Here is a 20064-nt window from a genome sequence, read left to right as displayed (position 1 = left end):
AGATAGAAAACGATTTGTAAATTTTGAAATGTACAGGGGAAAATGTATGAATTGCAGGAAGTAAAAGCGGTGTTATCTTTTCAAGACTTATGAACAATAAAATCTACAACCATGGGTTGTAGACTCCTATTTTGGGTATTTATATAGCATGGAAAATTTTACCCGGATAAATTGGGAGTATTAAATTTCATCATAAAAAGGCTGCCCGGACGGGCAGCCTTTCACATCGTTTAATGATAAGGTTATTAATTTTTGATAAATCTCTTTGTTGTTTCTCCGATTTGAATCATATAAGCTCCTTTTACAAGGTTATTTACATTTACTGATCCTCTTTGAAGTTTTCCGGAATCAATTAGTTTTCCACCCATATCGAAGATTTTATAATCTTCAGATGATGTATTTGAAATATATAATTGATCTTTTACAGGGTTTGGATACAACTTAATATCTGTGATCAGGTTATTGGTGTTCGAGATATCTCCTTTTCCTGAAGAAACGATATTCAGGGTATAATCTTCAACCTGTCCATACGTATAGGCTTCACAAGATGAAGTAGGAATGCTGCTGTATTTCATCATTACCCGCATTCTCGTTGTTCCAAGAGTAGCTGTTGACGGGATCGTAATGGAACCAGTTACAGGTGATGTTGTAGATCCAGCTTTTGACCAGGCAAGCTCACCGCTGTCTGTGAAATCTCCGTCACCGTTATAATCAATATATACAGCATAAGCCTCGCTATATTTTGTAGAAGTCCACACAGGAGTTATAGAAAGGGTATAGGCTGTTCCTCTGGTAACATTGGTAGAGATTGCAGTAAAGTTCTCATAGCCGGCTGTTCCTGTTGAAGTATTGTTGATAGTTCCGAATTTAACATTTCCGATTCTTTCATCAGCAGTATTGGATGCTGAAGAAGAACAATAGCTGACTGTTCCTCCCGAAAGCGTTGTAACATTTACGGTATTGCTTGAAGAAGAAGCGTTTCCTGCTGCATCTTTAGCTTTAACAGAGAAAGTGTATGTGGTAGATGGAGTCAATCCGGTAACCGTATACGTTGTAGAAGCAGTAGAACCGATTAATGAAGTGCCCTGGTATACATCATAGCCAGTCACCCCAACATTGTCTGTGGCTCCGGACCAGGAAAGATTAGTGCTGGTAGCAGTAGTTCCTGAAGCTGCAAGAGTAGGCGCAGTAGGTGCGGTAGTGTCCGGAGTTCCTGAACCTGCATTCACTGTAATATTGGCATTATTTACATCAAAGAAGATATGATTAGACCCTTTTACCATGATTCTTCCGGATGTTGTGGAAGTATTAGGAATCGTTACCGCTTGTGAACCATCATTTGGAGTGCCTGCCAATAGGGTAGTCCAGGTATTTCCGTTATCGGTGGACCAAAGGATATCTACGTTGGCAGCATTCACATTGTTTGCTGTAGTTCCTGCAACATTCCAGGTAATGGTTTGCGAGCTTCCTCCTGTATAAGTTGTTGCGGAGTTTTGAGAAGTTACACTAAATGGACCGGCAGTACCGTTTACAGTGATTACCGCATCATCAGAATTGTTTCCCGAACCTCCGGCTCTGTTATCGCGTACCGTAAATCTGAAATTAAGAGTCCTGGCCACTGATGAAAGAGCTTCAACAGTAATTTCTGAGCCTGCAGTAGTAGTCGCCCCGTTTAAGATGGATGCCATCCTTGGGAAATATCTTGTAGGAGATGCAGTAGGTGTCCAGGATCTGAAATTAGGCCCGGATGTTTTGGTTGCACTTGCAGCGGAACTTGACCCGGTCTGAGAAGATGATGCATTATCCATCTGCTCCCAGATATACGTTAGAGAATCCCCGTCAGCATCTGTTCCTGTTCCGGTCAGCATAAACGGTGTCCCTTTCGGAATGGTATAATCCAGGCCTGCATTAGCGGTAGGGATTGAATTTCCTGTACTGGTGTTTACGGAACAGGTTTTTGCCTTAATATTATTTGTGATTTGCTGAATACTGATGGCATGGAAAAATGCATCTGAGTGAGGCTGGATATCCTGGCTTGTGATTCCTGCATACCCCATAATGGTAGAACCCGAACCCGGTTCCATATTGGCTCCTGTGCCTTCATTGCTCATTGAGAAAGTATGATTTCCTCCGAATTGGTGTCCCATTTCGTGAGCTACGTAATCAATATCAAAATTATCTCCTGAAGGAATGGCATCTGCCGGAGAAGTATAACCGCTTCCTTTAGATCCGTTAACACAGATACAGCCTATGCAGCCTGCATTACCTCCACCTCCGGATGCGCCGAATAAATGACCGATGTCATAATTGGCTTCTCCGATTACGGAAGTTAAAGTGCTTTGCAATTGTGAATTCCAGTTGTTCATTCCTGAAGAAGGGGAATAGGGATCTGTAGAAGCGTTGGTATAAATAACAGCATCATTATTGGCAATGAGTACCATTCTTGCAGCAAAGTCTTTTTCAAAAACTCCGTTTACGCGGGTCATCGTATTGTTCATTGCTGCTAAAGCCTGAGCTTTTGTCCCGCCAAAATAAGCCGTATATTCTCCCGTGCAGGATAATGCCAGTCTGAAAGTTCTTAATTTGGAATCATCTGCATTAGGTCTTGCGGCAAGGGCTGAACTGGCAGCGCCTTTCTGTGCTACATCTATTACAGAGCATTCAAATTTACTGAGGTCGTCTTTTTTATCCGATTTTCTATAAACCACGTAGGTGGAAAGATCTTTAGAGTAAGGCTCGATGAATACAGCTGATCTGTCGCCATATATTTCCATTGAGGATAGTCCTAGCGGAGAAACACTGAAATATACCGTTGAATTTGGGTCTTCAAGTCCTTGGCCGATATAGGATTTGATATCCGGATATTTTGCAGCCAATTCAGGGGTAAAGTTGGAATTCTCTCTCACTTTGAAATTTTCCATTTTTCCTTGAGAATTTGGAAAGGAAATAATGAGTTCCGATTTTTCGCCAACTGCCAGTCTTTTGGGAGCCTTTGCCAGAGCATTTTTCAATCCGTTGATATCCAGGTTGTATACCTTTGGATTGTTGATTCCGGATTTGTTTTCAAAGATCTCTGATGAGGTTCTTTTAGAAGTTTCGGACCAAAGGCGGTCAGTTTGTGCGAAAGAAACACCCGTAATGAGAAGCATTCCGATCAGGGTTAGTTGTTTTTTCATATTAATTATTTGTTTTAATTGTGGAATATCAAAACTAATAAAAAATATATTACGAAAAACGAAATTATTTAAGAAAAATTCTGAGTATATGTTTAATGTATTATGCAATGCATTGAATTTAATTGAAAACAGCCTTCAATACACGAAAAATAAACACTGTCATTTGATTTATTTTATAGAAATTTAAAAATAAGATGAAATTTTATTTAATTTCTATAAATGAGACAATAATATTTTTGATTTTTTTCAGAATTAACGAACTAATTATTGTGTCGCATTAGCATTTCTTCTTCCGTTGTAATGGTATAAAACAGCCGGACCTGATAACAAAAAAGCTGTTTCGAAGAGTGAAACAGCTTAATGAGTTGCTATAAAATAGTTTTCAGTTACATTTTATCATCAGCAGTAGGTCCGTAAAGCCCGGGAACTTTATTGCCGGTTGATCTTAAATAGACCACAAGCTCTCCTCTGTGATGATACAAATGATTATACAGAAAGCCTCTAACCACCTGAATCCTTGGGGAAGGAGGAAAAAGCACATTTCCATGCATCTCCATTTTCCATTCATTGAAATAAGTGGCTTCATCAGAGTTTTCAAGCGCGTGCTGTGCTTTGGCAACATTTTCTTCAAATTTTGTAAGGATATTTTCAGCTTTGGAAATATCTCCTTTGTCGTATTCATATTTTCCCATATCAAAAGTATCCTGGTTGAAAGTGGGTTCATACCAGTTGTATACTTCAGCAATATGAGAAGCCAGTTGGGCAGTCGTCCAGTTTTTTTCAGACGGTTTCCAGTCCAGGGCGCTGTCAGGAATTGCTTTCAAAATTTTTCTGGTGTTTTCTGCTTCATGCAGAAATTCACCTAAAAGTGCCTGTTTAATCATTTGTTTTAAGTTTTAGTTTATTTTGTGATATCTCTTCCGATCACCAGTCGCTGGATTTCAGAAGTACCTTCTCCAATAGTGCAAAGTTTGGAATCTCTGTAGAATTTCTCAGCAGGGAAGTCCTTGGTGTATCCATAGCCTCCAAAAATCTGAACGGCATTATTGGCAATCCTTACGCAAGCTTCAGAAGCATATAATTTGGCCATTGCCCCTTCTTTGGTCATTTTCTGTTTGGCATTTTTCAGTGTGGCTGCTCTCTGGATAAGCAGTTCCGCAGCATCAATTTCCGTTGCCATATCGGCAAGCATAAAGTTGATTGCCTGGAATTCAGAGATTGCCTTCCCAAACTGGTGTCTTTCTTTAGCATATTTTAAAGCAGCTTTGTAAGCACCTCTTGCAGTACCCAAACTTAAAGCCGCAATAGAGATTCTTCCTCCATCCAAAATCTTCATAGCTTGTTTGAAACCTTCGCCTACTTCACCTAAACGGTGTGAATCCGGAACACGTACATTGTCGAAAATAAGCTCTGCCGTTTCTGAAGCACGCATACCTAATTTATTTTCTTTTTTCCCGGAAGTAAAACCAGGCATTCCTTTTTCCAAAACAAAAGCTGTAGAATTGTTTTTAGCACCTTTTTCCCCTGTTCTTGTCATCACAACGGCAATATCTCCCGAAATGGCATGGGTAATAAAGTTTTTAGCTCCGTTGATGATCCAGTCATCGCCGTCTTTTACAGCTGTAGTAGACATTCCTCCGGAATCTGAACCTGTATTATGCTCCGTTAATCCCCAGGCACCGATTACTTTTCCTGAAGCCAACTGAGGAAGCCATTTATTTCTTTGTTCTTCGTTACCGAATTCATAAATATGATTGGTGCAAAGAGAATTGTGTGCTGCTACAGAAAGACCGATTGACGGATCTACCTGAGAAATCTCGTCAAGGATTGTAACATATTCATGATATCCCAAACCAGAGCCTCCATATTGCTCAGGAACTACAACACCCATAAAACCCATTTCTCCCAGTTGGTGAAATAAATCTTTAGGGAATGTCTGGCTCTCATCCCATTCCATTATATTCGGACGGATATTCTTCTCTGCAAATTCTCTAGCTGTCTCCGCTATCATTTTGATGTTGTCAATAGTCTCTGTATTCATATAGATAATAGTTAGTTCCCAAAGATAAATAAATTGATGGAATGCTAAAAGAATTTATTTTATCCATAATATTTTAGACGCAAAATTTTAGTTTTCAATTTTTTATATTTTAAAAATTAATGTTTTCGTAATAAAATTTCAAGAGCTATGCGTTTTTTATTTACTATTTTAGTTTCCCCAAATTTTAAGGCATGAAAAAAATTCTACTCCCTGTTATTTTGATTTCTTCTTATCTGTCTGCACAGGCACCTCCCGGATATTACAATGGCACTGCCGGACTTACCGGTTATGCTTTGAAATCAAAACTTCATGATATTATTGCAGAGAAAACAATCAGCTGGCATTATGGTGATCTTCCAGGATACTATAACCAGACGGATCTGGATGTTTACTACGATCATAACCCTTCCAATAATACTACTTTTCTGCTGGATATCTATTCAGAAGTACCATCAGGCCCTGATGCTTATGAATACACCTCAGCGCAGCTGATATCCTCCTCAGGCGGGGAAGGAATGGGATACAACAGAGAACATATGATGCCGCAAAGTACATTTAACAGTAATTATCCGATGTATTCCGATTTGTTTTATGTAATTCCCACGGATGCAAAGATCAATCAGTTGAGAAGCAATTATCCTTATGGGATTTCCAGCACGTTACCTGCCAACATAGCTTATACTTTCACCAATAGCTCCAAGATAGGTACGAGTATGATTCCCAATTTACCATACACAGGGAACGTTTATGAACCTATTGATGAGTTTAAGGGAGATATAGCAAGATCTTTATTGTATTTTGCAGTAAGGTATGAAGGAAAACTGGGTACTTTCAAATACAATACGAATGCAAATCCCGCTTTAGATGTAAATCCACTTGACGGTACAGAAGAAAGGGCATTTGAGCCCGCTTATCTGGCTATGCTCCTTCAATGGCATCAGCAGGATCCTGTATCACCAAGGGAAATTGACAGAAATAATGCAGTATATGCAATCCAGAAAAACAGGAATCCTTTTATAGATAACCCTGCCTGGATTAATGCCATCTGGAGCCAGACTCCGGATACCATTGCTCCCCAGGCTCCCTCCAACCTAACCTCCACACAAACCAGCGCTTATTTTTCTAATTTGAGCTGGACTCCCAGCCCCGATGCAGATGTAATTGGTTATAAGGTGTATCAGAACGGTACCTTAGTTGCTGCTACAAAAGGCACGTCTGTTACCATTGATCACCTTAGTCCTTCTACAACGTATAATTATACGGTAAAAGCATATGACAATGGTTATCTGCTTTCACCGGACAGCAATATTCTTCCTGTCACTACATTAGCTTCGGATTCGTATGCTAAAGATCTCTTTATTTCAAAATACCTGGAAGGGTCAACTAACGGTAACAAAGCGATCGAAATCACCAATAAAACAGGTCATTCTGTCAATTTAAGTGATTATAAATTGTCTATTCAGCTGCAGGGAAGCAATAACAGTCATTATTTTCCTGCTCCTTTTGAAATGGAAGGGGTAGTTCAGAATAATGAAACTTTTGTTGTTTTAAATCCGTCGGCCAGCTTTTCTTGCTATACGAATGATCAGGCAAAGTTTGTAACAGCTGCCCCCCAGATGACCTTTTATGGATATAATTACCTTGAATTGAGATACAAGTCTGTAACAATAGATGCATTGGGTGTGACAGGGCAAAATAATTCTACAGCTTTAAAAGATGTTTCTTTGTATAGAAAAGCTTCTGTCAACCAACCGGCGAGTACTTTCAATCTTAATGAATGGGAGGCTTATCCTACGGATTATTGTCAGAACCTTGGCGGAACATTGTCAACTTCAGAACTAATCACTTCTGCAGACAAAGTCCTGAAAATATACCCGAATCCGGTATACGACAACCTTTTTGTAAGCGGAGACCCTGAAAAGATAAAAACTGCCCAGGTCATTGACCTTTCAGGAAAAGTGATCTATACAGAGAAAAATCCGTTCAGAAACAAAAAAAATATTTCTATGCAGGGAATTCCTGCAGGGACATACTTTCTGAGGCTTGATGACAAAGTAGAGCAGTTTATTAAGAAATAGAGCAAGAAATTGTCTATACAAACCCTGATAAACTATAAAACTATTATGGTTTTTTATTAGAGAAATATAAGCTTCTTACATGAAAAGAATTAAAAGGTAAGTTAATATTTCATCTGTCATGAAAATTTTTAATTTATTTTGTCTTTTTGTGATTTAAATCAGGCTTAAAAACCGTATGTTTACAGTATCATCGATATAAGCAGATTCACTAATAATCAATATCTATAAGTGTTTCTGCTTATATTTTTTATTTATAAGTAATTATGCTTATATTTGCAGTATGATAGCGGTCATTACCGGTGATATTATAAATTCACAGCATGCGGATACTGAAGTTTGGATAACCAGACTTAAAAATCTTCTCGAAACCTGGGGAAGCGCTCCTCATACATGGGAAATTTACAGAGGGGATGAATTTCAGTTCAAATGTGGTATAGATGATGTTTTCTGGCATTTTCTTGCCATAAAATCCCTTATTAAAAGCCAGGAAAATCTTGATGTAAGAATGGCTATCGGTATCGGTGAAGAAAGTTTTTCTTCGGAAAAGATTACCGAATCCAACGGAACGGCCTATGTGAATTCCGGAAGGCTGCTGAACGACCTTAAAAATGACGGACATACCGTTGCGATCAAAACTTCCAATGATTCTCTTGACAGGGACCTTAATATTCTTCTGAAATGGTCATCCAAAGATTTTGACAACTGGACAATGGCTACTGCAGAAATCATTCATGAAATGATTATGAACCAGGACATTACCCAGGAAGATCTCGCCAGGAGATTTGCTATTTCACAGTCTTCAATAAGCCAGAGACTGAAACGAGCCAACTATGAGCTCATCGTGGAAACCAACCAGTATTTTAGAAAGAAAATCTCAGAACTTTAAAGCATGATCTTCATCAAACTCATATTGGCACATCTACTCGGAGATTTTATACTTCAGCCAAATTCATGGGTTGCAGATAAGGAAAACCATAAACTGAAAAGTACATTTTTATATTTTCATGTTTTGATTCACACTGTTTTAAGTCTTATTTTCCTTTGGGATCTACGGCTTTGGTGGGTGGCTATGCTGGTGGGAGTAACTCATTTCATTATTGATGCTGCCAAGCTGACGTTTCAAAATGTGAAAACAAAGAAAAGATGGTTTTTCATAGACCAGCTGCTGCATATTCTGGTAATTGGAGGTATTTCTTTTTATTTCAGAGAATTCAGTTTCGGTTTTTTACAAAATCAGGAATTTTTAAAGATATTGATGGCTGCTTTGTTTCTGACAACGCCGGCTTCCATTTTTATCAAAATACTATTATCATCCTGGACACCCGCTCCGGATGGTCCCAATACTATTCAGACCGAATCTTTAACAAGTGCCGGAAAATATATAGGAATTTTAGAACGCCTTCTGGTATTTACTTTTATTATGGTAAATCACTGGGAAGGGGTAGGTTTCATGGTTGCCGCCAAGTCTGTTTTCAGATTCAGCGACCTTGCACAGGCAAAACAAAGAAAGCTTACAGAATATGTTCTTATCGGAACACTCCTGAGTTTTGGATTGGCTGTTTTAACAGGGATAATAATTAAATAAATCAATAAATCTAACTACAATTTAGAAAGTAAAATTATGAGTCAAAAGAAAGAAATGTTGTACGAGGGGAAAGCGAAACAAGTATTTGCTACCGATAATCCTGATGAAGTAGTAGTACGTTTCAAAGACGATGCTACAGCATTTAATGCTCAAAAGAAAGGTCAGGTTGACCTGAAAGGAGAAATGAATAACGCCATCACTACTCTTATTTTTGAATATTTAAATGAAAAAGGGATCAAAACTCATTTCATCAAACAATTAAACGAAAGAGAACAGCTGGTAAGAAAAGTATCCATTATTCCTCTGGAAATGGTGGTAAGAAACTATTCTGCAGGAAGTATGGCCCAAAGATTAGGAGTAGAGGAAGGCATTAAATCTCCGGTAACGATCTTCGATATTTGTTATAAAAAAGACGAATTGGGAGATCCGCTTATCAATGATCACCATGCGGTTTTCCTGGGAGCGGCTACTTATGAAGAGCTTGACGAAATGTATGAGCTGACTTCTGATATCAACGAAATCCTTATCGATCTTTTTGATAAAATCAATATCATTTTAGTGGATTTCAAAATTGAATTAGGTAAAACTTCCGACGGAGAAATTATTTTAGCTGATGAAATTTCTCCCGATACCTGCAGACTTTGGGATAAAGATACAATGAAGAAACTTGATAAAGACAGATTCAGAAGAGATTTAGGAGAAGTAACGGAGGCGTATGTGGAAATCTACAACCGTCTTAAAAATTTACTTGGTAAATAAACTTAGAAATTAGAAGTTAGTTATAGAACTTAATATCAAATTCACACCGGATAGAAAATTGGAAGGTTGGAGTAAGTCTATGGGTTCAGTAAAAGAATTGATTTGAATTTTATTTCTGAAGAAAAATTATTCCTCTAAAAGTAAAAGGACCTTTAGCTGAAATCCCCAAAATGATTTATTCATTAAAACAAGTTTAAAAATATAATTGAAGTTAACTTAGATTAATTTCTAACATCTAATATCTAACTTCTAATCATTAGAAAAAATAGAAATGAAAAGTTTAGACATTCATAAAAGTGAATATTTAAAACAATTTGAAAACCAGACTTATGGCAGAAACCTTTTTAGAACACAAGAAGAGGAAAGGTTAGATGCACCCAATGAAGAGTGTGGTATCTTCGGATTGTATTCAGATAATGATCTTGATACATTTTCTCTTTCACAGTTCGGTCTTTTTGCTTTGCAGCACAGAGGTCAGGAGGCTTGTGGGATTTCCGTTTTAAAGGATGGGAAAATCACCAATATGAAAGATGAAGGACTGGTTCTCGACGTGTATAAAGACATTAAGGAACCTGCAACTTTTATGGGAAATTCTGCAATCGGGCATACCCGTTATACCACGGCAGGAGATAAAAAGAAATATAATTTCCAGCCATTTTTCGCGAAAAACGAATATGACCAGATTATACTTTCTATAGCACACAACGGTAACCTGACCAACGCGAAAGAACTTAAAGCAGAACTGGAAGCGGAAGGTGTTGTTTTCAGGGCTACTTCCGATTCTGAAGTAATCCTGAGATTAATCCAGAAAAACCTGGACCTTGGACTTCGTGGAGCTATTAAGGCAACGATGGAGAAAATCGAGGGAGCTTATTCTGTAGTAGGAATGACAAGAAATAAATTCTTTGCTTTCCGGGACTTTAACGGAATCCGCCCATTGGTTTTAGGAGCTATTGATGAGAAGTCCTATGTTGTTGCTTCAGAATCTGTAGCATTAGACGCTGTAGGAGCACAGTATGTGCGGAATATTCTTCCGGGGGAAATTATCTATACCAACGAAAATGAACCTGGAAAGCTGCATTCATATATGATGGATGAAAAGAAAGGGAAGCAAAGAATCTGCTCTTTTGAATACATCTATTTTGCAAGACCTGACTCTACTCTGGAAAATATTAATGTATATGAGATCAGAGAAAAATCAGGAGAAAAAATCTGGGAACAAGCACCTGTAGAAGCCGATTTGGTAATCGGAGTACCGGATTCCGGAGTTCCTGCTGCCATTGGGTTCTCAAAAGCTTCAGGAATCCCCTTCCGTCCTGTTTTGATTAAAAACAGATACATCGGAAGAAGCTTTATTGTTCCTACACAGGAAATGAGAGAAAGAGTAGTAAACCTTAAGCTGAACCCGATTATTTCAGAAATGAAAGATAAAAGAGTGGTTATTATTGATGACTCTATTGTCAGGGGGACTACTTCCAAGAGATTGGTTAAAATCCTGAAAGACGCGGGGGTAAAAGAGATCCACTTCAGAAGTGTTTCTCCGCCTATTATTGCTCCGTGTTATCTGGGAATTGATACTCCATCAAAAGATGATCTGATCTCAGCGAATATGACTACAGAAGAACTTAAAAACTATTTAGGAGTAGATTCTTTAGAGTTTTTAAGCATAGACAACCTGAAAGAAATTTTAGGATCTTCCAATCACTGCTTTGGGTGCTTCACAGAAGAATATCCGGTAGGAAAAGGAGAAGAGATAGAATTATTCAACTAATTGTTATATACAATAGCATAATAGAGCCGGGTATTACCTGGCTCTTTTTTATTTTCAGATCCGTGTTAAAAAATATTTACATTAATGTGATAAAGCTTAATATTCCTGTAGTATACAGCCGTGGGGTAAGTTTTAATTTTATCAGATTAAAATTCCAGGATATGAAAATTGCTTTTTTTTCGGGTATTATACTTGTATTTACGCAGCTTTGTCAGGCACAGTCTTTTGATACACAGGCTCATCGGGGTGGAAAATCCCTGTATCCTGAAAATACAATTCCGGCGATGAAGAATGCTTTAAAAATGAACGTTACCACGCTGGAAATGGATTTGGCAATTACCAGAGATAAGCAGGTGATTCTTTCCCATGACGCTTTTCTTTCACCGGGATTGGTAACAAAAGCTGATGGAAGCTATATTCCAAAAGATTCCGGGTTTTATTATAAAATTTATGATATGCCCTATACCAGGATCCAGACCTTTGATGTAGGGCTAAAAAAGCTGTATCATTATCCCGACCAAAAGAAAATAAAAGTTCAAAAGCCACTCTTTTCATCGGTAATAGATGAATGTGAAGCTTATTCCCGTGCATTGAAAAGACCGTTACCTTTTTATAATATAGAAACAAAAACCCGGCCTTTCTCAGATAATATCTTTCATCCGGAGCCTGAAGAGTTTGTAGACCTGATGATGAAAATCATTCTGGAGAAAGGAATCCAGGACCGTGTTATCATTCAGTCTTTTGATCCCAGGACGCTCGAAATTATCCATAGAGAGTATCCTGCGGTTATGACTGCTTTACTGGTGGAAAAAGTAGATGATAAAAAATTGGCTGAGCAACGGGCTAATTTCAAAAATATACCTTTGGAGCGGTTTAAATTATATCCTGATCATCTAAGTGGAGTAGCCGGAGATATGAAGTTTCTGAGCTTTACTCCTACGATCTATAGTCCTGACCATCGTCTTGTAACGCCTGAATTGGTAAGGGAATGTCATGCCCTGGGTATGAAAGTGATCCCATGGACAGTGAATTCAAAAGAAAGATTACAGGAGCTGAAGGATATGGGAATAGATGGGGTGATTAGTGATGACCCAAGAATATTTTAAAACCAAGGTTTGGAAAAGAATTCTGTGCTGTGGGTTTGAACTGGAGAAGGAACAGTTACGAAAATCATCGTTTTCTTATTCTATCTGAGGCCAATTAAAATAAATCGCCGGAAGAATTTCTTCCGGCGATTTTATACAATGCATTAGTATGCATTTAAGTTAAAAAATTGGTTTCTTTTGATTAGAACTTATAGTTCAGGCCTAATTGGAAAACTCTGTTGTTGTTTTCAGCAGCAGGTCTGCTCTTATCGATCTTTGTCAAGCTATTTACATATCTTGCGCTGATTCCGATATTGTTAGTAATGTCATACCCTAAACCAAGACCTAACCCGAAGTTGAATTTGTTGATTTGATCTTTATCCACATCTTCAGAGTGGGATTGAGTGGTTGTAGTAGTAATACCTCCTGTAGTAGTAGTTCTTGTTACATCACCTTTATTTTTACCATTGATGAAATAACTGAATTCAGGACCTGCTTCTACATAAAACTTCTCCGTAGGTCTCATTTGAACCATTAAAGGAACAGAGATATAATTCATTGTTACTTTATCCTGTATTTTTACAGTTCCGTTTTCAATAGGAGTAGAAGAGATTACGTCTCTTGCCCCCATTTGGTTATATAAAACCTCCGGTTGGATACTGAATTGTTTAGAAACCGGAATATTTACGAATGCTCCTGCATGGAATCCTAATTTCTGGCTATTCATACCGAATTTTTGCGCACTGAAATAAGCTGAGTTACCTCCTGCTTTTATACCGAATCTTACAGGCTGTACATCATTTTTAAGAGCAGATGTAGTAGTTGTAGTTGTTGTTTTTATTTCTTGAGTTTCCTGAGCGAAAGCTAATGTACCAGCAGTTAATGCCAATCCTAAAAATAACTTATTCATAATTTTATTTTTAATTTTACTATTTGCTTCTTTAGTTTGCAAAATGCTTGCCAAACTAAAAAAAACCTTGAATAGAAGCTGTTTGACAAAGGTTTTGAGCTTTGAAAAAAAGATTAATTTATCCAAGTTTTAATAAAATATTTCAACACATATTGAATATTTAAGGTAAATTTTAAGTTAAATATTCGTTTAATTTATAAATATGTCTTATTTGAACTTTGTAAACCGGTTTATTCTTAAAACTGAACTAAACAGAAATTGAACTATTACATCAGTCGGATTTCGAAATCTTTATAATTTAAAGCATATCAATATCAACACTGTATTATCCCCGAATTTTGAGTTTTACCCCAAAGATTCAATAAAAGTGAAAAGGTCAGACTTAAAAAACTAAGCCCGACCTTTTCTATTGAAATCAAAATGTATTACTTATGATGCCTCCGAAATCTCTTCCAAAAACAAAACTGAATTAAGGATATGATTTGAAATAACTGATTCGTTTGAATAAAACGATGTGTATTAAAAAATGATAAAACGGAGTTGTTAAATGGAGAATCGGAGAGAGGGTACAATTAATTTACAAACCGCAAATTTCTTGCCAAAATAGCAGGTGAGTTTTAAAATTTGAGAGCTAAGCATACAAGTTCTCAGGATGATATGCCTGGAAAATGAAATAATGTTGATTCATTTTTGCTCCAAATAGGATACTGAACATCTTTTATTGCCATTCCAATTTAACAGGCATCTGCAGGTGGTGTTAAAACAAAATATCAGATTAAAATTTTAATCTGATATTGTTTATTGAGTTAAAAATGATTAAAAACTATTAGAATTTATAAGCTAAACCAAGCTGGAACACTCCGTTCTTAGAAGAGTCACCTCCGATTCTGTTTTTCGCTATATCTGTTAGTCCTGCAACGTATCTTACATTAACTCCGATGTTAGGAGTAAAGTAGTATCCTGCACCAAGTCCAAGTCCGAAATCAAAAGTTTTGTGTGCATCCTTTGCATCAATAGAACCTGATGGATATTTAACCTTTGAGTTTATCAGGAAGCTAAATTGAGGTCCTGCCTCTAAATATAAATTAGGCAATGCGTTATATTGGAACATTACCGGTACTGCAATATAATCTAAATTTAATTTGACATCGCTGTTTGCTTTTGCTTTTGCTCCCATACCGCTGTACAATACTTCCGGCTGTACAGAGAAATCCTGAGCTACAGGAATATTGGCAAATACACCACCGTAAAATCCTGCTTTTGAATTCATATCAGAGTTTGATACGCTGGAAATATTAAGACCTGCTTTTAAACCAAATCTAACTGGTGATGAAGCTGTATTAGTAGAAGTCTTTTGTGCGAAAGCCAATGTACCCGCTGTAAGGGCAAGGCCTAAAAAAATCTTTTTCATAAGATATTTAATTTATAGTTATTTTAAGTTTTGTTTAACATTTTCTTTATTAGCAAACATTGTGCCAAATACATTTTTTTAATTATTGGGTTGTTAACCAATGTCTTTATTTAGTGGAAATAATTAAGTGTTTAACAGAAATCGTTTAATATCTATAAATATTTTTTCTTTATAATTTGTAAATTATTAACATTTCTAATAAACCTTTATAAAAAAAGACCGGATTAAAAATAATCCGATCCTTCTATTGAATATAAAATTTGTTAGTGAATGTTGTGGCTTTTTATTTAAATTTAAAAGCCAGACCTACCTGGAATACATTGTTTTTCACAGCGTCACCAGAGTTGTTCTTATAGATATCTGTAAGACCTGCTGTATATCTTGCTGTAATTCCTAAGTTAGGTAAGAAATAATAACCAGCTCCGATACCGATTCCAAAGTTGAATGTCTGGAAATCATCCTTATCAAGGGTTGCGATTTGAGAGCTATTATTGTTGTTATTTGTCGAACTTTTGAATTTATCCTTTGCACTTACCAGGAAGCCAAATTCTGGTCCTGCTTCAAGGAAGAATTCCGGAGTTGCATTATACTGGAACATTACCGGTACTGCAATATATCCTAAATTTCTGGAATACTCGCTTTTGTAGGTGTTTCCTAATGCAGTATATTCCCTTGTTACTTTTGAACCCAGGTCATTGTAAATAACCTCAGGCTGAACGCTGAAATTGCTTGCTACCGGAATGTTGGCAAAAACTCCTGCGTTAAAACCTATTTTAGATTTTGAATCACTTAAATCAGCTCCATTGGAAAGTGACGATACGTTCATCCCACCTTTTACCCCGAATGTTACCGGATTAGTAGATGGTGTCTGTTGAGCGAACGCTAATGTACCTGCAGTTACTGCTAATCCTAAAATTAACTTTTTCATAACTTTAATTTTTTAAGTATTTACTATTCTTAATTTTAAATTTTACTACTTGTCATCATTTCTGATTGACGGGGAGTATCTTTCAAATTGCTTGCCAAAAAAAATAAATATGATTAAAATCAATAAAAAATCCATCTTAAAAAAAGATGGATTTTAATTTATTTACCTGATTTATAGCTACTTAACAAACTAATTAAACATTTGTTTAGAAAAAGTCTAAATAGATAATCAGGCTATTTTTTGCTGGATTGAAGACTCATTTTTTTTAAATCGTTTACGCATCATTCAGCTTTCTGTAAAAATCTATGGACTTCAGGATGTTTTTGCGGCTGCATTGATGGTCATAGGTGCATTCACCAATGGCAGTGAGCAGTGAAAAGTTAATTTTACTGTCCGTATTCTTTTTATCATTCAGCAGCAGTGCTGTAATATCTTCATCTTTAAGATCACTGATATCTAAATAAGGATAATACCTCTGAATGCTCTCAACAATTAACTGAGAGTCCTCCTTTGAAATAAGGTTTTCAAGATATGCAAGATGGGCTTCACTGATCATTCCCATGGCAACAGCTTCACCATGAAGAATAGGATTACCTTGCTGCAGGCGCAGGCTTTCAACGGCATGGCCTATAGTATGCCCGAAATTCAGGGTCTTTCTGATATTTTTTTCATGGAAGTCTTTATTTACCACATCCTGTTTGATATCCATCGATGTCTGGATATGGGGCGTAATTGCTTCCACATCAAGTTTATGGATACGGATAAGCTGTTCCCAATGTTTTTTATCAGCAATCAATCCGTGTTTCAGCATTTCTGCAAAACCACTTCTCAATTCCTTGAAAGGCAATGTTTCCAGGAATTTTGGATAGATGAAAATTTGTTCAGGAAAGGAAAAGGTTCCTACCATGTTTTTATAATGCATTAAATCTATTCCTGTTTTTCCTCCAATGGAAGCATCACACATAGATAAAAGGGTAGTAGGGATATTGATAAACTGTATTCCTCTTTTATAGGTAGAAGCTACAAATCCTCCCATATCTGTAATCACTCCTCCGCCAAGATTGATAACAAGAGCTTTTCTGTCTGCCTGCATTTCCGTAAGAATTTCCCAAAGCTGGTTAGCGGTCTGGATATTTTTCATTTCTTCACCGGCTTCTATCTCCAGAATTTCAAAGCCCAGATCTGTTTCCATATTTCCTAAAAGTATGGGAAGGCAATATTCATGGGTGTTTTCATCTACCAATATGAAAATTTTACTGAAAGATTTTTCGTGAAGAAAGGTGTTTAGCTGAGAAAAACTATCATTTAATATTGTTATCATCTTTTGATTGTATATAAAATTAAAAGTAAACTATATTGCAAAGTTATGATTCTTAATTTTTAACTCGTAACTAAATTACTATCTTTGCAGAAATTTTTAGAATGAGCAGAGATAATAATAATTCAGACAAACCCAAAAGACCAAGAATTTCAACCAAAAAAAGTTCTGATGATTCTCGCGCTTCCAGATCTGGAAATTCTTCAGGATCAAAGTCTTTTAAAAAGCCTTTCTCTAAATCGGGAGACAGAAAAGGCCCGGAACATAAAGGATCCAATTCAAAATTTGAACAGAAATCTTTCAAGAAGAACACCGGAAGCTTTGATGGTTCCGACGAGGATTTTGGTTCAAAATCTGAAAGAAAGCCTTATATCACCAATAAAAGTGAAAGCTATGAGAAGAAATCTTTTGGAAAACCCAAAAGAGGTGGAAAAAACTTTGATACAAGAGACAAGTATGAAAGAGGTAGCCTGAAATACGGTAGAAGGCCGTCTAACGGTGACGAAAGAGAAGACAGGGCAAAATCTTTTGTGCAAAAGAGAAGACTGAACAAAATTGAAAAAGACGTTCATAAGGACAGCATCCGTCTTAATAAGTATATTGCCAATTCAGGAATCTGCAGCAGGAGAGAGGCTGATGAGCTGATTACCCAGGGACTTGTAGAAGTAAACGGAAAGGTAGTTACCGAAATGGGATACCAGGTGCAAAAAACGGACAGGGTGGTTTTTGACGGGCAAAGCATTACGCCTGAAAAACCTGTTTATGTACTTTTAAATAAACCGAAAGGATATATTTCTACGACTAAGGATGATAAAGCCAGAAAGACTGTAATGGACCTCGTGGCCAATGCCTCTCCTTACAGGCTCTTCCCGGTAGGAAGACTGGACCGTTCAACAACAGGAGTTATTCTATTGACCAATGACGGGCATATGACCAAAAAACTGACACATCCATCTTTCGATGCGAAAAAGATTTATCATGTAACGCTTGATAAAAAGCTTACCGGTGAAGATTTGCGTCTTATTGCTGAAGGTATCCGCCTTGATGAGGGAATTGCGGTTGTAGATCAGATCTCTTATATTGAAGGTAAACCAAAGAATGAAGTGGGAATTGAAATCCATATCGGATGGAACCGTGTTATCAGAAGAATATTCCAAAGATTAGGATATGAAGTGGAATCTTTAGACAGGGTAATGTTTGCCGGACTAACGAAGAAGAATATCAAGAGAGGACACTGGAGAATCCTTACAGAACTGGAAGTGAATAATCTTAAAATGCTTTAGAAAATGATGCGCCTGAATTCAATTCATGCGACGTTTCTTTAGGTATTCAATAATAGCGCAGATCACTCTGCGCTTTTTTGTGCTTAAATAGTTCCGGTTGGTGCATAAAATGAATCAGACTTTCAGTATTCCTCTGAATCCTCTGGCGGCATAATAAGAATCGGCGCCATTATGATAAAGGAATACAGTATTGTAGCGTCTGTCGCAGAAAAGGGCACCGCCAAGTTCCCTGACGGAAGCTGGAGTCTGTACCCAGCTTGATGTTTTCTGGTCAAATTTTCCCAGTTCCTGAAGCCTGCGGTATTGTTCTTCAGTCAAAATTTCAATGCCCATTTCTGAAGCTTTATCAATGGCGTTGCCTTCCGGTTTGTTGGCTTTTCTTGATTGCCATGCCTGATAGTCGTAACAAAGGCTTCTGCGTTTCGGGCTTTCTGGTGAACAGTCACAGAAGATATATTCGTCTGTTTTTTTGTTGTAATCAATAACATCGGGTTCGCCTTCTGTTTCTTCCATTTGGTATAAAGACCATAGCTTTTCGGGACTGGCATCCAACTTAGCCTGAATTTTTTCCCATTTCAGGCCTTTGTGGCGGTTCATGTTTTTTTCAAAACGGGATTGCAGTACTTTTAAAAGAGCTTCGCTTTGTTCGGGGGTTAATTGTTTCTTTTTCATATCAAATTTTCAAGTGATTGATTTAGACTAAAATTACTAAGATTGAATAGAAATTTTTCTATCAGCAGGTCTGAAATACCATGAAATAATGACCAATACAAACAGTAAGACAGCAGGGAAGGTTCTTCCGGCGGTATCTCCAACAATAAGGTGGGAAATAACCGCTCCGGACATTATAAAGAAAAATCCTGCATAGGCCCATTCTTTTAACAATAAACGTTTTGGAATGAGTATGGCGATAATTCCCAGGATCTTCCAGACTCCGATGATGGTCATCAGGTAAGCGGGATAGCCAAGATTGGTGAAATTGGCAAGTTCATCTTTGTTTTTCATTAGCTGAACGATAGCTGTAGAGACCATGCCTAAGGCCATCCAGAGCGTAAAGATCCAATAGATGATCTTTGTTCTTTTTTCTGATCGGTTTGAGGTTTCCATATAAGTTGTTTTTTTTTAATTAATCGTTAAGACCCTTTCCTTCAAGGATCTGAGGGATGCATTTTTCAATTCTTGCTTCCCTGGTTTTGGATTGTTTGGCGGAGGAAAAGTGGAGCAGGTAAGCTCTTTGCCGGCCTGGAGTAAGAGTTTCAAAGGCTTCTTTTAATACAGCATCATTGTCCAGCTTGTTTTGAAATTCTTCCACCATTTCGAAGTCTTTGGTTTTCTTCATTTCAACTTTTGCTCCGGATTCTTCAATCTCTACAGCTTCAAACATATAAGACCGAAGTTCATTTTCAAGATCGTTGATCTGTTGAAGATCTGTAAAACGAATTTGCCTTGCCGCCTGTACGTTTTCAGACTGCTGGATTAAAATCTTATCCGGATCTTTCATCAAAGCTCCTTTAAAAAAGAGCAGGGCACAATATTCTTTAAACCCGTGGATCAGGAAAATGTTTTTCCCTTCATAGGTATAGCAGGGACAGCCCCATTTTAAATCTTCTACAAGTTCGGTGCTTAAGGCAATTGTTCTTAATTTTTCAAATTCTTCTTTCCATTGTCCGGCTTTATTGAAGAAGAAATCAACTTTTGGATTCATACTTGTTTGGTTTT

At 37.2% G+C, this 20064-nt stretch carries 17 protein-coding genes; 7 read left to right on the top strand and 10 right to left on the bottom strand.

The features are described from left to right. Positions 1-245 precede the first annotated feature (245 nt). The 3 genes from OK18_RS17610 to OK18_RS17600 form a co-directional block, all read right to left on the bottom strand. Positions 246-3176, bottom strand: a complete 2931-nt coding sequence (locus OK18_RS17610; RefSeq protein ID WP_053328862.1) for a reprolysin-like metallopeptidase — start codon at positions 3174-3176, stop codon at positions 246-248. A 386-nt stretch (positions 3177-3562) separates the two neighbouring features. Further along, entirely contained in the window at positions 3563-4060 is a 498-nt protein-coding gene (locus tag OK18_RS17605) for a DinB family protein (RefSeq protein WP_053328861.1), read from the bottom strand. Between the two features lie 17 nt (positions 4061-4077). Then, the gene (locus OK18_RS17600) at positions 4078-5217 is read right to left on the bottom strand and encodes an acyl-CoA dehydrogenase family protein (RefSeq protein WP_027372239.1); all 1140 of its coding nucleotides are present in this window, start codon (positions 5215-5217) and stop codon (positions 4078-4080) included. 191 nt (positions 5218-5408) lie between these two features. On the opposite strand from OK18_RS17600, the gene OK18_RS17595 reads away from it, so the two are divergent. The 6 genes from OK18_RS17595 to OK18_RS17570 all read left to right on the top strand — a co-directional run bounded on the left by OK18_RS17595 (position 5409) and on the right by OK18_RS17570 (position 12516). Then, positions 5409-7295 carry an endonuclease gene (locus OK18_RS17595; RefSeq protein WP_053328860.1) on the top strand — a complete coding sequence of 629 codons (1887 nt, stop codon included), beginning with the start codon at positions 5409-5411 and terminating at the stop codon, positions 7293-7295. 280 nt (positions 7296-7575) lie between these two features. Continuing rightward, a complete protein-coding gene (locus OK18_RS17590) occupies positions 7576-8181 on the top strand; it encodes a SatD family protein (protein WP_053328859.1) in 606 nt (201 codons plus the stop codon). Between the two features lie 3 nt (positions 8182-8184). After that, positions 8185-8880: a DUF3307 domain-containing protein gene (locus OK18_RS17585; protein ID WP_053328858.1), complete on the top strand. Its 696-nt coding sequence runs from the start codon at positions 8185-8187 to the stop codon at positions 8878-8880. A gap of 36 nt (positions 8881-8916) precedes the next feature. Beyond that, positions 8917-9639: a phosphoribosylaminoimidazolesuccinocarboxamide synthase gene (gene purC / locus OK18_RS17580; RefSeq protein ID WP_050020993.1), complete on the top strand. Its 723-nt coding sequence runs from the start codon at positions 8917-8919 to the stop codon at positions 9637-9639. A 271-nt stretch (positions 9640-9910) separates the two neighbouring features. After that, complete coding sequence (purF, locus tag OK18_RS17575) at positions 9911-11410, top strand: amidophosphoribosyltransferase (protein WP_050020994.1); 1500 nt, start codon at positions 9911-9913, stop codon at positions 11408-11410. A gap of 161 nt (positions 11411-11571) precedes the next feature. Then, on the top strand, positions 11572-12516 hold the full coding sequence (locus OK18_RS17570; protein WP_053329420.1) for a glycerophosphodiester phosphodiesterase family protein: 945 nt from the start codon (positions 11572-11574) through the stop codon (positions 12514-12516). Between the two features lie 181 nt (positions 12517-12697). Here OK18_RS17570 and OK18_RS17565 read toward each other — a convergent pair whose 3' ends face one another. The 4 genes from OK18_RS17565 to aroB form a co-directional block, all read right to left on the bottom strand. Beyond that, positions 12698-13405 (bottom strand): porin family protein, encoded by a 708-nt coding sequence (locus tag OK18_RS17565; RefSeq protein ID WP_156173322.1) that lies wholly within the window; start codon positions 13403-13405, stop codon positions 12698-12700. An 826-nt stretch (positions 13406-14231) separates the two neighbouring features. Next, positions 14232-14816 (bottom strand): porin family protein, encoded by a 585-nt coding sequence (locus OK18_RS17560; RefSeq protein WP_053328856.1) that lies wholly within the window; start codon positions 14814-14816, stop codon positions 14232-14234. A 283-nt stretch (positions 14817-15099) separates the two neighbouring features. Next, entirely contained in the window at positions 15100-15744 is a 645-nt protein-coding gene (locus OK18_RS17555) for a porin family protein (protein ID WP_050020996.1), read from the bottom strand. Positions 15745-16018: 274 nt separating this feature from the next. Further along, positions 16019-17065, bottom strand: coding sequence for a 3-dehydroquinate synthase (gene aroB, locus OK18_RS17550; RefSeq protein WP_050020997.1), 1047 nt, complete (start codon positions 17063-17065; stop codon positions 16019-16021). 368 nt (positions 17066-17433) lie between these two features. On the opposite strand from aroB, the gene OK18_RS17545 reads away from it, so the two are divergent. Beyond that, positions 17434-18345, top strand: a complete 912-nt coding sequence (locus OK18_RS17545) for a pseudouridine synthase (protein ID WP_050021405.1) — start codon at positions 17434-17436, stop codon at positions 18343-18345. A gap of 114 nt (positions 18346-18459) precedes the next feature. Here the strand turns inward: OK18_RS17545 and OK18_RS17540 are convergent, their stop codons facing one another. From OK18_RS17540 to OK18_RS17530, 3 genes are read right to left on the bottom strand one after another with little or no spacing between them, the layout of a single operon-like run. Beyond that, a complete protein-coding gene (locus OK18_RS17540; protein WP_053328855.1) occupies positions 18460-19017 on the bottom strand; it encodes a DUF4256 domain-containing protein in 558 nt (185 codons plus the stop codon). Between the two features lie 36 nt (positions 19018-19053). Continuing rightward, positions 19054-19452, bottom strand: a complete 399-nt coding sequence (locus OK18_RS17535) for a DoxX family protein (protein ID WP_053328854.1) — start codon at positions 19450-19452, stop codon at positions 19054-19056. A 19-nt stretch (positions 19453-19471) separates the two neighbouring features. After that, positions 19472-20050: a YdeI/OmpD-associated family protein gene (locus OK18_RS17530; protein WP_053328853.1), complete on the bottom strand. Its 579-nt coding sequence runs from the start codon at positions 20048-20050 to the stop codon at positions 19472-19474. Positions 20051-20064: the final 14 nt, after the last annotated feature.

It is taken from the genome of Chryseobacterium gallinarum (genome assembly GCF_001021975.1).
Lineage (GTDB): Bacteria > Bacteroidota > Bacteroidia > Flavobacteriales > Weeksellaceae > Chryseobacterium > Chryseobacterium gallinarum.
The sequence above is the reverse complement of the archived record's forward strand: the minus strand, read 5'-3'. Positions and strand labels throughout refer to the sequence as shown.

Excerpts from the sequence above, each read along its gene's own strand:
- OK18_RS17530 (WP_053328853.1), bottom strand. The coding sequence starts at position 20,050 with ATGAATCCAAAAGTTGATTTCTTCTTCAATAAAGCCGGACAATGGAAA.
- OK18_RS17565 (WP_156173322.1), bottom strand. The coding sequence starts at position 13,405 with ATGAATAAGTTATTTTTAGGATTGGCATTAACTGCTGGTACATTAGCT.
- OK18_RS17560 (WP_053328856.1), bottom strand. The coding sequence starts at position 14,816 with ATGAAAAAGATTTTTTTAGGCCTTGCCCTTACAGCGGGTACATTGGCT.
- purC (WP_050020993.1), top strand. The coding sequence starts at position 8,917 with ATGAGTCAAAAGAAAGAAATGTTGTACGAGGGGAAAGCGAAACAAGTA.
- OK18_RS17540 (WP_053328855.1), bottom strand. The coding sequence starts at position 19,017 with ATGAAAAAGAAACAATTAACCCCCGAACAAAGCGAAGCTCTTTTAAAA.
- OK18_RS17600 (WP_027372239.1), bottom strand. The coding sequence starts at position 5,217 with ATGAATACAGAGACTATTGACAACATCAAAATGATAGCGGAGACAGCT.
- OK18_RS17590 (WP_053328859.1), top strand. The coding sequence starts at position 7,576 with ATGATAGCGGTCATTACCGGTGATATTATAAATTCACAGCATGCGGAT.
- OK18_RS17585 (WP_053328858.1), top strand. The coding sequence starts at position 8,185 with ATGATCTTCATCAAACTCATATTGGCACATCTACTCGGAGATTTTATA.
- OK18_RS17605 (WP_053328861.1), bottom strand. The coding sequence starts at position 4,060 with ATGATTAAACAGGCACTTTTAGGTGAATTTCTGCATGAAGCAGAAAAC.
- OK18_RS17610 (WP_053328862.1), bottom strand. The coding sequence starts at position 3,176 with ATGAAAAAACAACTAACCCTGATCGGAATGCTTCTCATTACGGGTGTT.
- OK18_RS17535 (WP_053328854.1), bottom strand. The coding sequence starts at position 19,452 with ATGGAAACCTCAAACCGATCAGAAAAAAGAACAAAGATCATCTATTGG.
- purF (WP_050020994.1), top strand. The coding sequence starts at position 9,911 with ATGAAAAGTTTAGACATTCATAAAAGTGAATATTTAAAACAATTTGAA.
- OK18_RS17555 (WP_050020996.1), bottom strand. The coding sequence starts at position 15,744 with ATGAAAAAGTTAATTTTAGGATTAGCAGTAACTGCAGGTACATTAGCG.
- aroB (WP_050020997.1), bottom strand. The coding sequence starts at position 17,065 with ATGATAACAATATTAAATGATAGTTTTTCTCAGCTAAACACCTTTCTT.
- OK18_RS17595 (WP_053328860.1), top strand. The coding sequence starts at position 5,409 with ATGAAAAAAATTCTACTCCCTGTTATTTTGATTTCTTCTTATCTGTCT.
- OK18_RS17570 (WP_053329420.1), top strand. The coding sequence starts at position 11,572 with ATGAAAATTGCTTTTTTTTCGGGTATTATACTTGTATTTACGCAGCTT.